Source organism: Pseudoalteromonas sp. Angola-4, from assembly GCF_028599265.1.
In the GTDB taxonomy this organism is placed as follows: domain Bacteria; phylum Pseudomonadota; class Gammaproteobacteria; order Enterobacterales; family Alteromonadaceae; genus Pseudoalteromonas; species Pseudoalteromonas atlantica.
Map to the genome: position 1 here is coordinate 1 of NZ_JAQREK010000013.1, position 14,446 is coordinate 14,446.

The 14,446-nt window shown below is 41.5% G+C and carries 14 protein-coding genes; 2 read left to right on the forward strand and 12 right to left on the reverse strand.

The window, feature by feature from the left end; all coding sequences use genetic code 11:
* Window positions 1-274: 274 nt before the first annotated feature.
* On the reverse strand, window positions 275-613 hold the full coding sequence (locus PSH48_RS14415) for a P-II family nitrogen regulator (protein ID WP_004588371.1): 339 nt from the start codon (window positions 611-613) through the stop codon (window positions 275-277).
* A gap of 179 nt (window positions 614-792) precedes the next feature.
* Here PSH48_RS14415 and PSH48_RS14420 point away from each other — a divergent pair, with 179 nt between their 5' ends.
* On the forward strand, window positions 793-1,344 hold the full coding sequence (locus tag PSH48_RS14420; RefSeq protein ID WP_029774106.1) for a GspH/FimT family pseudopilin: 552 nt from the start codon (window positions 793-795) through the stop codon (window positions 1,342-1,344).
* Window positions 1,345-1,423: 79 nt separating this feature from the next.
* On the forward strand, window positions 1,424-1,954 hold the full coding sequence (locus tag PSH48_RS14425) for a GspH/FimT family pseudopilin (protein ID WP_096041389.1): 531 nt from the start codon (window positions 1,424-1,426) through the stop codon (window positions 1,952-1,954).
* Between the two features lie 14 nt (window positions 1,955-1,968).
* Here the strand turns inward: PSH48_RS14425 and PSH48_RS14430 are convergent, their stop codons facing one another.
* The 11 genes from PSH48_RS14430 to ileS form a co-directional block, all read right to left on the reverse strand.
* Window positions 1,969-2,391 carry a type IV pilin protein gene (locus PSH48_RS14430; RefSeq protein ID WP_024032268.1) on the reverse strand — a complete coding sequence of 141 codons (423 nt, stop codon included), beginning with the start codon at window positions 2,389-2,391 and terminating at the stop codon, window positions 1,969-1,971.
* Window positions 2,392-2,400: 9 nt separating this feature from the next.
* Entirely contained in the window at window positions 2,401-5,625 is a 3,225-nt protein-coding gene (locus tag PSH48_RS14435; protein WP_138579992.1) for a PilC/PilY family type IV pilus protein, read from the reverse strand.
* Window position 5,626: 1 nt separating this feature from the next.
* Window positions 5,627-6,130, reverse strand: a complete 504-nt coding sequence (locus PSH48_RS14440) for a hypothetical protein (RefSeq protein WP_029774108.1) — start codon at window positions 6,128-6,130, stop codon at window positions 5,627-5,629.
* Window positions 6,118-7,113, reverse strand: a complete 996-nt coding sequence (locus PSH48_RS14445) for a PilW family protein (RefSeq protein ID WP_138579991.1) — start codon at window positions 7,111-7,113, stop codon at window positions 6,118-6,120. The genes PSH48_RS14440 and PSH48_RS14445 overlap by 13 nt, the downstream gene beginning before the upstream one ends.
* Window position 7,114: 1 nt before the next feature.
* Complete coding sequence (gene pilV, locus PSH48_RS14450) at window positions 7,115-7,675, reverse strand: type IV pilus modification protein PilV (RefSeq protein ID WP_024032271.1); 561 nt, start codon at window positions 7,673-7,675, stop codon at window positions 7,115-7,117.
* A 265-nt stretch (window positions 7,676-7,940) separates the two neighbouring features.
* Window positions 7,941-8,645 carry a LytR/AlgR family response regulator transcription factor gene (locus PSH48_RS14455; RefSeq protein ID WP_138579990.1) on the reverse strand — a complete coding sequence of 235 codons (705 nt, stop codon included), beginning with the start codon at window positions 8,643-8,645 and terminating at the stop codon, window positions 7,941-7,943.
* Window positions 8,642-9,676: a sensor histidine kinase gene (locus tag PSH48_RS14460; RefSeq protein ID WP_138579989.1), complete on the reverse strand. Its 1,035-nt coding sequence runs from the start codon at window positions 9,674-9,676 to the stop codon at window positions 8,642-8,644. The genes PSH48_RS14455 and PSH48_RS14460 overlap by 4 nt, the downstream gene beginning before the upstream one ends.
* 40 nt (window positions 9,677-9,716) lie before the next feature.
* Entirely contained in the window at window positions 9,717-10,646 is a 930-nt protein-coding gene (gene ispH, locus PSH48_RS14465) for a 4-hydroxy-3-methylbut-2-enyl diphosphate reductase (RefSeq protein ID WP_029774112.1), read from the reverse strand.
* Complete coding sequence (gene fkpB / locus PSH48_RS14470; protein ID WP_004588360.1) at window positions 10,646-11,086, reverse strand: FKBP-type peptidyl-prolyl cis-trans isomerase; 441 nt, start codon at window positions 11,084-11,086, stop codon at window positions 10,646-10,648. Before fkpB ends, ispH begins: the two co-directional genes overlap by 1 nt.
* Complete coding sequence (gene lspA / locus PSH48_RS14475) at window positions 11,083-11,583, reverse strand: signal peptidase II (RefSeq protein WP_138579988.1); 501 nt, start codon at window positions 11,581-11,583, stop codon at window positions 11,083-11,085. The genes fkpB and lspA overlap by 4 nt, the downstream gene beginning before the upstream one ends.
* A gap of 12 nt (window positions 11,584-11,595) precedes the next feature.
* On the reverse strand, window positions 11,596-14,424 hold the full coding sequence (gene ileS, locus PSH48_RS14480) for an isoleucine--tRNA ligase (RefSeq protein WP_138579987.1): 2,829 nt from the start codon (window positions 14,422-14,424) through the stop codon (window positions 11,596-11,598).
* Window positions 14,425-14,446: the final 22 nt, after the last annotated feature.

Below are 14,446 nucleotides of genomic sequence, written 5' to 3' on the forward strand. Positions count from 1 at the left end.
ATGGACAATGCCAATCCATAATTGGAATCTGACATTGTCGCAATTGGCCATCCACTTCGAAGGTAGGTTAGATGGTGTGCTAGATATTTAGCAACTTAGGCTGACACAGAATTCTGAACGCTCTCTTAACAAGCGGTTTTAACGCACTTAGTGTGAGGCTTAGCCCCTTAAAATACTTAATTATTATTGCTGATTGGTATTAAATAGTATTTACAAAAAAAGGCTGCAAATAACATTATTTGCAGCCTTTTTATTTATGCGCTTATTACTATAATTAAATCGCTTCTTCGTCTTCTTCTGCGGTGCGTATACGTACTACACGCTCAACATCTGTGACAAATATTTTACCATCACCAATTTTTCCTGTTTGCGCTGTTTTTACTATTACTTCTATAGCGCGTTCAACATCTTCATCGGTTAGCACAATATCAAGTTTTACCTTAGGTAAAAAATCCACCATGTACTCAGCGCCACGGTAAAGTTCTGTGTGACCTTTTTGACGACCAAAACCTTTTACTTCACTTACAGTCATACCCGTAATACCTACATCTGATAGGGCTTCGCGTACGTCGTCTAACTTAAACGGTTTGATGATTGCTTCTATTTTTTTCATGCTCACTACTTATTAAAGCTTTAGTTGCCTCGATTTTAGACAATCATGGAGTTCATAGCAAACAAAGCAATTGAATTCGATGATAAAACAACCAAGCGTGGTATAATTACTTATAAGTCTGAATTATAAATCTTTCTCAACTAGCTATAATAATAACAAATGTAGTAGGTATAAATAATATGAAAAAATTCCAAACCGGTTTAACTTTATTAGAGCTCATGGTGGCAGTAGCCATAGTCGGTATTATCGCCTCTATAGCTCTTTGGGACAGTAGCGATATGCTTGAAGAAAACCGCGCTGAGAACTTCTTGCTTGAACTAAAGCGCAATATTAGCTTTGCTCGCTCACAAGCTGCCAGTACAGATGAAATTGTTGTTTTGTGCCCTACTGGCCAAGGTAAGATTAAAAACAGCAGAGACACTTTCAACTGCAACAAAAAGTGGGATGAGAATAAAATTATAGTTGTATTTATCGATGTAGATAACGATGGGCACTATAATGGCGCTTCCGATACACTGCTTAGAGTCATGGAAGAAATATCAGATAACGACAAGTTAACCTTTACAGGAAATGAGCGTCGCTTGCGTTTTAATACCAGTGGACGAATTACCACAAACCCAGGTGACTTTGTTTTTTGCCCCAATGGTGGCACTGAAAATAATAAAGCGCTTACTTTATCTCAATCAGGTACTGCTTTTTATGCCGGTGACAGCGCACTTAAATGCGGTTAAAAAACATACAATTTAAGTTGTCATATTTTTATCATTTACTACACTGAGCTAATACATTTTTTGACTCAGGGCTTCAGGGATGAGGTTATCTACCCAAACTCAGGCTGGCTATACGCTTTTAGAATTAATGGCATCTATTGCTATTGTGAGTATTGTTAGCCAAATTTCTCTATCGGTTTTTCCTGACTTTTTAGCGAAAAACCGAGCCGATAATCATGTAAGTTTGCTGCACAGAAACATTAATTATGGCCGCCTTTACGCCATTGAAAATGGCACTTATGTTACTTTGTGTGCTTTAAAAGATAATCAATGCACTAAAGATGAGTGGGATGGGCAAATGTCGCTGTTTATTGATAACGACAAGTCTACGTCATTAGACACCGACGACTTATTAATAAGCACATTTGAAAAAATCCATGATGCAGATTCTATGCAATACCCCCGAAGTGCAATTACCTTTCGGCCCGATGGCTCTTTAAATGGTTTTCAAAATGGAACATTTATATATTGCCCAAATAAAGATAAAGCCAACCTTGAGGGGCTGGCTTTATCTGTCAGTCAAACAGGCCGTATACGAATTAAATCAACCGACAAATGTCAGAGCGACTAGTTAACCCGATTAAGTTAACGTCCCCAGCAATACTCAACATCTGAATTACCTTTACTGCCTTTTGCGCCTTTATAGCCTGTGTCAGTAATTGTAATTTGCGTGCAGTCACCGTCGCCTTTTACAGCACCCGCAATAGGTTTTGCAGTAATTGTAAACGTATTATCGTCATCATCCACATCAATCGACAGCTCAAAATGGCCATTTTCTGTGGTCTCTTGTATACCTAAGTCTGAGAATGTCTCTGTGTACTCACGATTATCTACGAAGTACTGCTCTTGTTTGTTTGCAGCGTCTAAAAGCGCCGCTGCGGCCTCGGCTCGAGAAGAGCGTTTTACATACTCAGTATAATTAGGCAGTGCTATTGAGGCTAGAATACCTACAATAGCTACGGCTATCATTAACTCTATCAACGTGAATCCGCGTGCTTGTTTATTCATTAATATTCCTTAATCATCAATTTCATCATTTTCTTCACGTTTATAAATATAGGTTTGTTGGGTTTTAAAGCCAAACCCTACACTATCATCGTCATTCACTAATTGTACGGTACCATCTACAACCGTTAAGCCTGGGCCCATTATTTCTACTGGTTTCATTGGGTTTTGTGCATCTTCGCCTTTTATTCCCGGCCCAATTAGGTAAAACTGGCTTTCTTCGGTCACTTCAATGGTTGGGTTATCATCACAAAAGCCGTCGCCATTTCCATCGGCACAAGAAGGGCCTTCACCAAAGTACAATTGTGGTGTATCAGGTACATCATAGCTAGTGGTAAACTTTAAGTCGTCATATACCTTGGTGCCATAATGTAAATGGAACGCATACAACGAGCCGCCACCGCCACTTAACGAACATTGGTTCTCTGTAGAGGTTTCTGATGATGGAGTAAAGCTTGTATAGTAAGCGACACCGCCCACCACTGTGGCTGCTGCTAAAGATTTTTCACCGGTGCCTAATTCATAGCGCCAGCCTTTAAATTTAGCTAAATCGACTTCTAAATCAACAAACTCATCTACATCATCAAGTGCATTACCAAACGGGTCGCTGTTCATTAGCATTAAATCTGCTGGTTTAATCGCTGTAGGGGCGCTAGTGAATGACTGAGTTACTGTATTTTCATCTCTTATCATAAACAGCTGATCGTCTTCATTTGTACCTGTTGGTTTTGAGCGATTTCCGCTGCCTATTACAATAGCGTCATACGGCGTATCTAAACGTGTAATCACTGTTTCACCATTAATCGTTGTTTCACTTACTTTGCTATAAAGTGTACGTGCCACTAACGGCTGGTAAAAAAAGCGACGGTCTTGGCTTGCTAAACTGCTACCTAGCTCTGCAAGTTTAAAGTGCGTAAAATTACTGGTGCTTGTGCCTGGCATGTCTATACGCCAAATATCGCCCCCGGTATCGGCAGCATAAATTCTGTCAATGTAACCATCGTAATCTGAATCAAGCGTAGAAACATTTGCTGCAATCGAGTGCTTACCTTTAAATCCATTTTCGTTTGGCGTTAAAGCCCACACTTTTTTACCTGTTTCAGCTTCTACTATATAAATACCGCGACCAACAGAGTCTTCACTTCTAACCACGGCATCTTTATTTGTATCGTACCCTGCACCAAAAACGAGTAATGGCTTATCGCCAAATGCTTTTATATACGCTATTTGGGGTTTTGACCACGTTTGAGCTAGCTCTTTAAAATCGCCAGTACCGCCTTCTATAGGGTTATCCCATAGTTTTTTAGGCTGATCGGGGTTAGTAATATCAAAGGCGTAATAGTTTTTTCCACCACGGCGCATACCTGCAAATGCCCACACGTCATCACCATCGCTTGCATCAACAATACCATCGTTAATGCCTTCGTCATTTAAGCTTTTATCACTAAAGTAAACACTGATTGGGCCGTCCATCCCGTAGAGTTTACCGGTGTCTTCATTGCGTAAAGGCTGAATTATATCGTAAAGATCAGAGGGAATGAACGCCCAGCTTTCGCTCACTTGGTTATTGGTATCATCGTCTTTAAACATATGTAAAAAGCCGGCATTAGTACCAATCAATATACGTATGTCGTCATTGCCATAGTCGATTGCCACTGGCTTAGAATGTAAAGGGTCGCCAAAAATATCGCTGCGTTGATCGGTGTTTGAGCCATCGTTGTCTTCATCGTCAACATCTATCCCCATTGCCCATTTTATATCTGAACTAGCTAGGCTAATCGGGTTATTGGTGACTAAATCTAAAATATCGCTCACAATATTAGTAGTAAACTCAACTATATCGCCTTGCTTATCTGTATAGAGGTTGCGCCTGTCTTCAGCTGGAGTCCCCGTGAGTGTAGCTAAATGATAGTTTACACCCCCTTGTGCAACTAAGTTACCATCGGCAGACTGGCCATCTGGCAACCAAAATGTTTTAGCATCGGTGTCGATTAAACCATCAGAATCAAGCGCTGTATTATCTGCAGAGTCAACTATTTCACTGCCTGATACTTTTAATTTTTTTAAATTCCCACCCCACCGGGTGTTTGTTTCTGGGTAAAACATGGCAAAGTAAATGGCATCACGACTACGTGTTTGGTCTACGTTGTTACTTGCTACCGAAGGCGAAGAGAAGCTATCGTTTACTTCACGAATACGAGAAATAGCACTATTGAGCGAGTTAGAAAGCTCATCTGGGGTGCTTGCTGGTAAGTTTTCACCGCCACCCAATAAGGCAGCACGTCTTAACAGTTCTTGCCCGCTTGCACTCATGCCTGAACCAAAGCCTATAGTGTATAAGCGCCCTGTTTCGTGGATATCGGCAGTGGCAGGATATAAATCAACGGTAACATCACTTGTACCATGAATAATTTTAGCCATTTGGTGTAAGTAGTTACTGTAATAACTATCGGTATTCCAGTTTAATGGCTCTCCAAAGTACTTTTCGTGTTCATCACTAATATCACTATCGCTGCCGTTATCGTTTGACGGATCGCCATCAGTCATATAAATAATGTTGATTGAATTATCGCAACGAGCCGCTTCAGCTTCACTGTCTGCAAAGGGCGATATATAAGTATACTCGTAATTATCTCTCACTATATTTTCACATTCATACACCCAACCTCGACGGCGATTCCAAACCCAATCACACTCAACATCTGTCCATTGGCTACCTGTACGTAACTCTACATTTGTATCACGCTCTACAGTTGAAGCGTCTTCACCATATTCAAGCTTCTGCCCAGTAATATATAAATATGCTTCCCAAAGTGTCTCTGTCAGTGGTGTGCCACCATTGGCTGGGAGAGCTGCGATGGAGCTGCGCACTACTGCAGCATCACTGCCTACACCATTCACAACATAGCCGCCCTCAGAATCACTTTTAAATCGCATCAAACCAAAATCAATAGAGTCTTCGTTATCTGATACCACTTTTGTCATTGCAAATTGTGCTGCCGCAAGGCGACTATCTGCACATAAGTAGTAACCAGTTTGGTTGCTAAAGCCACAACTATTACCATTAGAGGATGAAAACGCCATACTGCCTGATGTATCAAATATGAGTAAAACCCTTGGTTTCTCATCTAAATCTAAATCATGATTTACATAAAGCTCTATATCTTCAGCAACTACTGAGGCGCTCAGTGCTAAACCAAGTAAAGAGACCAATGGCTTATTAAGATTAAATTTCATTCTAAATCCCCTTACTTATACTGGCCATTTCTTGAGCTACACCTGTTACAATTGTAAGTTCGTGCTTTGCTTTAGAGCCATATTGAATAGTGGTAGAAACTTGCAACATGTTACACGATATACCGGCAGTAAAATTAAATCGGCGTGGGCATTCTAAATCAAGCGCCCCCTGATTTAGGTTTACCATTTTGCTTTGCATATCGTCGTGCGTGGCTATTACCATCCCTTCATCATCTGCGCCTGCATGAGTTGATACTTCATCTGGCGTTAAAAAAAACTGATTAGCAGCACCTTTGCTTGCCTCATCAGAAATCATTCGCTGTACTTCTCCAATAAGCTCATTTTCAGCGACTTCTCGCTCTTGAGCTGCATTGGTAATTTTTATATCTACACTACTGCTGCTCATTAGTGTAACGGCAATTCCCGTTACAGCAATAACCATAATAAGGGCTGTAATAAGCACAACACCTTGTTGTTTATTTGCGTGTTTACTTAGATACGCCATAAATTTGCTCCCACGTTATTTAAACGAATGGTGGTGGTAAATACTGTTCTTCTGTAAGTATCGGTAAAAGTAAGCTCTCGGGAGTCTTCATCTTCACCTAAAATATATGTTTGATTTTTTATTTTAAGGCCCGGATCTGGTTGCAATGCTCTAACTAATAAAAAAACCTGCACTGTTAGAATACTTTTGCGGTTTTCCCAGTCAGAGTGCTGCATGTCCTCAATGCTTCGGTACGAATCAACACGGCTATCACTGTCTGTATCTAAACCAAATACAAAGCGCATGTTTTCAACGCCCTCCATTATGGTTTCGGCCTTCATGTTGGCGCCATTTAAGCGTTTACGCATTAATGCTGGTACTGTAAGGCTTTTATTATTTACCGTATAAGTTTGCTCTGCGAGGTAATAAACATGATGGCTATAAGGCCACACCGTGGCATTAACGTTTAAACTACCCGCAGCTACAACGCCTCGGGTAAATTCTGCGCTTTCTTGCTCAGCTATAAAATAGTTTTCATCCGCTTGTGTTTCGTTAGTGGCGCCATCTACCGTGAGCTGCTCACCTTGTAAAAACTTGATTTGTAAAATGTCAGTCCCTGCAATTGGCTTACTTATACAGTTAAGCTCACTTGTTGAACTGGCTTCTTTTGCATAAATAGTTCTGAAATTGCTAGAAGATGCTAAATCTGGAAAGCTGCCGTTATTAAGCCCTTCGAAGCAATCACCACCAGGGTTAGCTAACGTTTGTGTGTTTGCTGCAGTAAACGAATCATCATAATAAGTTCCCCAAAAGCCCACCTGCTCTATATCACGCTGCATAATATTAATGGCTAAGCGGCCTGACTCTTGTAACTCGCCTATTGTCATTGTGTCTTTTGTGGTTACTTTCATGCCAATATAGGTAAACATCACCCCACCTAAAATAAGCCCACCAATAAATAATGAAATCATCATTTCTATTAGTGTAAAACCTTTATCTCTCATGTTAGCTCCTTAGGTATATATAGCTATTTAATGCAACCAAACGGCGTTTTTTATCGTCAGTACCGCATTTAAGCGCTTTGGTTTCATCATTGGCATTAAACTCTTGGCGGCCTTGCCAAGACACTATTACTTCAATATTGAACCCACGCCCACCCGTACCTGCTGCAGCCGTAGGGTTTATACATACAGTGGCATCATCGAGAGAGCCGGTGTTTTCGCGTGCACGAATGGCGCGTTTCCATTGCTGTAAATCAAGGGCTGCAACTTGCGCTGCAGTGCATGACCCACTAAAACAAGCCGTAGAGGTAGACGTTGATGTTTTACTGGTAAAAGTTTGCGTATATAAAGCAACTAGCTGTGCGGTATCATTTGCTCTAATGCGCTGAATAATATCATTTCCTAACGCCACCGCGGCTGCGCGCTGCATAGAGTCAAAGCTTGCCTGCTTAGCTTTTGCTTGCAGTGCAACAGCGCCTAATAAGCCAAAGCTTAAAATAATAAACGCAATCAGCACTTCAATTAAGGTAAAGCCTTTTTGAGGTTTTTTGTGAGGTGAATGCATAGTAAAAACCAAATAAATTTTATCTGATTATAAGTTTATGCATTGAAAATGTAGATGCAATATATACTAGGACAAGCGGTTAAATTTGTTGATAAACGGTTAACAGCATCAAGCCAATTGAGCTAATTGATGATTAAAATTACTCTATCTAGAAGTGATTAAACTCCAGCGCAATGCTGCTAATTTAGTGGGCTCAATAGCGGCCTCTGCCTTACTTAAAAAGCCAAGCAACCTACTAAAAATTCAACCTAAAACATAACAGGCTCTAACTTAGCGCATTTTTTACTGTTTTTAGCTCTCGCCTACTTACGCTTAATTGCTCCTTACATCCGGCTAGTTCTACGCTATGTACACCAGGGCTTTGAGTATGCAAGGCAACAAGCTTTTGTTTGTTTATGAGCGTGTTTCTGTGAATACGTAATAATTGCGTTGGGAAGCGTTGCTCAAGTTGTTTTAAGCTTTGTTCAATTAGGGCCTCGCCCTCTTTAAATACCATATTGGTGTATTTTTCTTGGGCAATAAAGTAATACACTTGATCAAGTTCAATACTTTTTATTGTGCCACCAAGCTGATAACTAATTTTTGTAGATTGCTGCTTTTGCATATGCGCTTTATTTAAACGCCCTACTTGCGCTAACACTTTATTTAATGCCTGTTCAGTAACGGGTTTTACTAAGTATCCTGCGGCACTGAGCTGTAGCGCATCAAGTGCATGCTCGGGGTAAGCCGTTACGAATACTATTGCCGGTGGCACGCTCAGCGTATTTAGTTGCTGTGCTACTTCTAGGCCATTAATACCCGGCATATCTATGTCTAAAAAAACCAAATCGGGATGAACCTGCTTGATAATGGCAAGCCCCTGCGCGCCGTTATCACCTTCGCCTTTAACTAAAATATGCTCGTTGTGCTGCAGTAGCCGCTTTATTCTAGCGCGAGCTAGCGGTTCATCATCAATAATTACAACATTCATTGGGGGTTCTCAAACTGCTTAGGGATCACCACTTTCACTCTAAATACATCCTCTTTTTGTGTGATCGTTAGTTGTGCTTTTTCTTTGTAATATATAAACAATCGCTGGCGAATATTTTCAAGTGCCATGCCGTTATTTGGTCTTTTTAACGCCTCATTATGAGTGATAGGGTTAGAAACAATCAATGTTAAATACCCTGTTGTGACGTGTAGCTCTACACTAATAACGGCCCCTGTTTCACTGGGCTCTACCCCATGACACACCGCATTTTCTATTAACGGCTGAAGGGTTAAGCACGGAATACTAATATCTGGTAAATCAGCAGGCACTTGCCAATTAAGCTTTAAACGACTGCCAAAGCGCCATGTTTCCAGCGCAACATACTGTTTTGACAAGGTCAGCTCATCTTCGAGAGAAACGCGCTGCCCCGAGCGCATAGCCGCTTGCGACAGCGCCGCAAGCGCAAGTATTGCTTGCTCTGCAGCATCGGCATCATGATGTGTTAGCTCGGCGGCGGTATTAAGGCTATTGTACAAAAAATGAGGACGAATTCTGGCTTGCAAAGCATCAAGCTCCGCGCGCGCGAGCGCTTTTGTTTGCTGCTCTTTTTCAAAATAAATCAGTAAAAACTGTACAAATAAAGCCGTGATCAAAAAAACAATTAAGCAGTTTCGTAATACAAAATAAAAACTCGTTTCATTATTTGTAATATCTAAAAAATAGCGGGCACACAGCACACTAAATAAAGCGGTACTGACTAAAAAGGAAATAAAAAAAGCAAAAAGTTGGGTGGTTTGCGGCTTTTTTTGTAAACCCCCCCGAAAAGAGTATAAAGCAGAAATACTGACCAAAACGGTCATATGAGAAAATAAACTAATTACGCCAAGGCTTTGCCAGCTATCCCCTTCAACAAAAGGAGCAAACGCTAAGATGGTAGCTACAACTTGGGTAACAATAAGCGTGGCAAGTACCCCGCGCTCATTAAAAAGAGCCGAAAAAAGCAATGTTTCACCTTGCGGCAACTTGCTCATAACGGCTCTCCTTGTAATCTAAATAATTAATTTATATAGATTAACGCAGCTCAACAGGAACGGCAAATACGATATTCTCTTCTTCACCTGGGTTTTCAACTACCTGCTTGCCGCCTAGCTCTTTTAAGCGTGCAATAACTTGTTGTACCAGCACTTCTGGCGCAGAAGCCCCCGCAGTTACTCCCACAGCGTTAGTTTCACCAAACCACTGTGCTTCAACATTTGTTGCATCATCGATTAAATAAGCGGTTGTGCCCATTTTATCTGCAAGTTCACGTAAACGGTTAGAGTTAGAGCTGTTTTTTGCCCCCACAACTAATAGCACATCTACCTTGTCTGCTAAATCACGCACAGCATCTTGACGATTTTGTGTCGCATAGCAAATGTCATCTTTGCGCGGGCCATCAATTGCTGGGAATTTTTCGCGCAGCGCATCAATTACATCTGCAGTGTCATCTACCGAAAGCGTTGTTTGGCTACAATAAAATAGGTTATCAGCATTTTTAACGTTAAGTTTGGCAACATCTTCTGCGGTTTCTACAAGGTAAATACCACCGTCGTTATTGTCATACTGCCCCATAGTACCCTCAACTTCTGGGTGTCCATGGTGACCAATTAAAATACACTCAATACCTTTACGGCTCGCACGCGTTACTTCCATATGCACTTTAGTAACTAATGGACATGTTGCATCAAATACTTTTAAATCGCGGCGCTTAGCTTCTGAGCGTACCGCTTGCGATACACCGTGGGCGCTAAAAATAACAATGCTGTCATCAGGTACTTGGTCTAGCTCTTCAACAAATACAGCACCACGGTTTTTTAAACCATCTACTACGTAGCGGTTATGAACGACCTCGTGGCGTACGTAAATTGGCTTTTCAAAAATATCTAAAGCGCGCTCTACTATGCTAATTGCACGGTCTACCCCTGCACAAAAGCCTCGCGGGTTCGCTAATAAAATATCCATTAGCCTTGCACCTCAATAATATCTACTTCAAACGTTAAACGTTGACCTGCTAACGGATGATTAAAATCTATAGTAACCGACTCACCTTGTACTTCGCGTACCAGTCCTGGCAGCTCAGTACCATCAGGCTGAGTAAAGGCAATAATTGCGCCGACTTTAGCTGGCGTTTCTGCACCAAATTTACTGCGTTCTACATAGTAAATATTATCTGGATTAGGTTGGCCAAAGGCGTCTTCTGGTTCTAACTCAAACGTTTTGCTTTCGCCTGCACTTAAACCTAGTAAGCACTTTTCAAAATTAGCCGTTAAGCTGCCATCACCCATCGTTAACTTGGCTGGTTTATTATGCACCTTGGTTGAGTCTGCGGCAGAGCCATCTTCTAGTTTAATAGAAAAGTGAAAAATAACCTCTGAGTTTTCACCAATTACAGCTTGGCTCATGCTTTATGCTCCTTCGGACTTTCGCCTGTAAAGGCATCAAATAATAATAATGCGGCACCAATACAAATTGCACAGTCGGCAATATTAAATACTGGAAAATGCGAGTTTTTATAAAACACATGTATAAAGTCAATTACATAACCATAAGCAACACGGTCATGTAAATTACCAATAGCGCCAGCAAGCACTAACGCATAAGCACTACATAATATTTTATTTGTCGCTGGTAAACGCTTTAACCACCACACTAATAGCGCACTAATAGCAATGGCAATAAAACTTAAAAACCAACGTTGCCAGCCACCCGCTTCACTTAAAAAGCTGTAGGCCGCTCCATAGTTATGTACGTAGGTAATACTAAAAACAGGCAGTAAATTAATCGACTCTTGATAAGCCATGGTATTTACAACAAGTGTTTTAGTGGCAAAGTCTATTACAAGCAGTAATAGACTTAACCAAAGCCACACTAAACCACTTTTTTGGGCTAGTTTGCTCACTGAGTAAAGCTCCTAAGCGAATTGACGCTTTTCACCTTCGCCGTCAACATTGCTTACACAACGACCACAAATTTCAGGGTGTGCAGGCTCTGAACCTACATCATCGCTGTAATGCCAACAACGCTCACATTTAGTTGCATCTGTGGCTGCTACGCTAATGTACAAACCTTCAATTTCGGTTGTTTGTGTATCACTTGGCTGGCTATCTACTGCAGATACAGTGACCGCAGACGTTAGTAATACAAAACGCAGTTCATCACCTAATGCTGCTAACTTATCAGCCAGTGCTTTTTCGGCGTATAAGTTAACGCTTGCTTGTAATGTTGCACCAATCACTTCTTCTTTTCGGGCTGCTTCTAGTACGCGGTTTACTTCGTCACGTACATTTAGAATCGCTTGCCAGTCATCGTTGCTAAATTGGCTGTTTGTCGGTGCATGTAAACCGTCGTACCATACCGATGTAAATACGTAATCGCTACGCTCGCCCGGTAGTGCTTCCCAAATTTCTTGAGCTGTAAAACTCATAATTGGCGCCATCCAACGAGTCATTGCTTCAGCAATATGATAAAGCGCAGTTTGACAAGAACGACGTGCATGACTGTCGCTTTTTGCTGTGTACTGGCGGTCTTTAATTACATCTAAGTAGAACGAACCAAGCTCACCTGTACAGAAGTTCATTAGCTTTTGCGTTACTAATAGCATTTGGTAGCTATCGTAAGCTGCTAAAATTTCTTCTTGTAATTGGGCTGCACGGCCAACAATCCACTTATCAAGCTCAACCATATCATCAACAGCAACTTGGTCTGTTTTTGGATCAAAACCACTTAAGTTAGCTAACAAGTAACGGCTAGTGTTACGAATACGGCGGTAACGATCTGCAGAGCGTTTAAATATTTCATCCGATACCGTCATTTCGGCGGTGTAATCGGTAGAAGCTACCCATAAACGTAAAATGTCAGCGCCAAGTTTATTCATCACGTTTTGTGGTGAAATAACGTTGCCTAACGATTTTGACATTTTGCGGCCGTTTTCATCTACGGTAAAGCCGTGCGTTAGTACTTGCTTGTAAGGTGCGTGACCGTTAATAGCAACTGAGGTCATCATTGATGACATAAACCAACCACGGTGCTGATCAGAACCTTCTAGGTATAAATCGGCTGGGCCAACTAACTCTTCACGTGCATCAACAACACACGCATGTGTTACGCCCGAATCAAACCATACATCTAACGTATCTTGTACTTTCATGTATTGCTTGGCATCTTCTTCGCCTAACAAGGTGGCTGGCTCTAGGTCATACCATGCTTGAATGCCTGATTTTTCTACCAGCTCTGCAGCTTGCTCAATAAGCGCTTGCGTATTTGGGTGTAAAGCACCAGTGTCTTTATCAACAAATAAAGCAATTGGCACACCCCAAGTACGTTGGCGTGAAATACACCAATCTGGGCGACCTTCAACCATGTTCGCAATGCGGCTTTCGCCCCACTCTGGCAACCATTGGGTGTTTTTAATTTCGCTTAACGAGTCTTGACGTAAGTTAGCCTGATCCATGCTTACAAACCACTGCGGTGTAGCACGGAAAATAATAGGCGTTTTGTGGCGCCAACAATGCGGGTAGCTATGCGTAAGCGCATGATGATGCATTAAAGCACCGCGCTCTGTTAGTACGTCAATTACACTGGCATTTGCTTTAAATACATGCTGACCAGCAAATAATTCTGTATCAGGCAGGTAAACGCCATTCGCGCCCACAGGGTTTGCTACTTCAAGATTGTAATTTAAGCCTGCCGCGAAATCTTCTTGACCATGGCCTGGCGCGGTATGTACCACACCCGTACCTGAGTCAGTAGTAACATGGTCAGCTACAATTACCGGTACATCAAAATCGTAAAATGGGTGAGCAACGTGTAAGTTTTCAAGTGCTGCACCTTTAACATAACCTAGTACGTGGAAATGATTAAAGCCATAACGGTCCATTGCATCTTTAACAAGCTCTGAGCCTAAAATTAAACGTTGCTGTGAGCCTTCATCATCTACTTGTACTAAGGCGTACTCTAAATCTGCATGCACTGCTACCGCACGGTTAGCGGGTAAGGTCCACGGTGTTGTAGTCCAAATAACAGTACCTACACTGCCTTGGCCTTTATGGCCATCGGCTAAATCAAAGGCGTTAACAACTGCGTCTTGATCTGCAAATGTAAAACGTACGTCAATCGCTGGAGATTGCTTATCTTGGTACTCTACTTCGGCCTCTGCTAATGCAGAGCCACAGTCTGTACACCAATGCACAGGCTTTGCACCTTTATGAAGGTGGCCATTTTTAATAATACGACTAAGCACGCGAATAGCGTTTGCTTCAAAGTCATAGTTCATTGTTAAGTAAGGTTTGTCCCAATCGCCAAACACACCTAAACGTTTAAAGTCTACTTTTTGACCTTCAACTTGCTTTTTAGCGTAAGCACGGCATTTTTCACGAAACTCGCTCGCGGTTACTTTAACGCCTGGCTTGCCTACTTTTTTCTCAACCATTAACTCAATTGGCAAACCATGACAGTCCCAACCAGGCACATAAGGTGCATCAAAGTCAGATAAAGTTTTAGACTTAACAATTATGTCTTTTAAAATTTTATTTACTGAGTGGCCTAAATGGATATCGCCGTTTGCATACGGAGGGCCGTCATGCAAAATAAAGGTCTTTTTACCTTTTTTAGCGCTGCGAATTTGACCGTACAGGTCGTCTTCATACCATGCTTTAAGCATTTTTGGTTCACGTTGTGCCAAATTGCCACGCATTGGAAACTGTGTTTCCGGTAAATTCAAAGTATGTTTGTAGTCGCTCATTAATCCTACTTTCCGTATCTAT

Coding starts and splice junctions, on each gene's coding strand:
- PSH48_RS14415 (WP_004588371.1), bottom strand. CDS start 613: ATGAAAAAAATAGAAGCAATCATCAAACCGTTTAAGTTAGACGACGTA.
- PSH48_RS14420 (WP_029774106.1), top strand. CDS start 793: ATGAAAAAATTCCAAACCGGTTTAACTTTATTAGAGCTCATGGTGGCA.
- PSH48_RS14425 (WP_096041389.1), top strand. CDS start 1,424: ATGAGGTTATCTACCCAAACTCAGGCTGGCTATACGCTTTTAGAATTA.
- PSH48_RS14430 (WP_024032268.1), bottom strand. CDS start 2,391: ATGAATAAACAAGCACGCGGATTCACGTTGATAGAGTTAATGATAGCC.
- PSH48_RS14435 (WP_138579992.1), bottom strand. CDS start 5,625: ATGAAATTTAATCTTAATAAGCCATTGGTCTCTTTACTTGGTTTAGCA.
- PSH48_RS14440 (WP_029774108.1), bottom strand. CDS start 6,130: ATGGCGTATCTAAGTAAACACGCAAATAAACAACAAGGTGTTGTGCTT.
- PSH48_RS14445 (WP_138579991.1), bottom strand. CDS start 7,113: ATGAGAGATAAAGGTTTTACACTAATAGAAATGATGATTTCATTATTT.
- pilV (WP_024032271.1), bottom strand. CDS start 7,675: ATGCATTCACCTCACAAAAAACCTCAAAAAGGCTTTACCTTAATTGAA.
- PSH48_RS14455 (WP_138579990.1), bottom strand. CDS start 8,645: ATGAATGTTGTAATTATTGATGATGAACCGCTAGCTCGCGCTAGAATA.
- PSH48_RS14460 (WP_138579989.1), bottom strand. CDS start 9,676: ATGAGCAAGTTGCCGCAAGGTGAAACATTGCTTTTTTCGGCTCTTTTT.
- ispH (WP_029774112.1), bottom strand. CDS start 10,646: ATGGATATTTTATTAGCGAACCCGCGAGGCTTTTGTGCAGGGGTAGAC.
- fkpB (WP_004588360.1), bottom strand. CDS start 11,086: ATGAGCCAAGCTGTAATTGGTGAAAACTCAGAGGTTATTTTTCACTTT.
- ileS (WP_138579987.1), bottom strand. CDS start 14,424: ATGAGCGACTACAAACATACTTTGAATTTACCGGAAACACAGTTTCCA.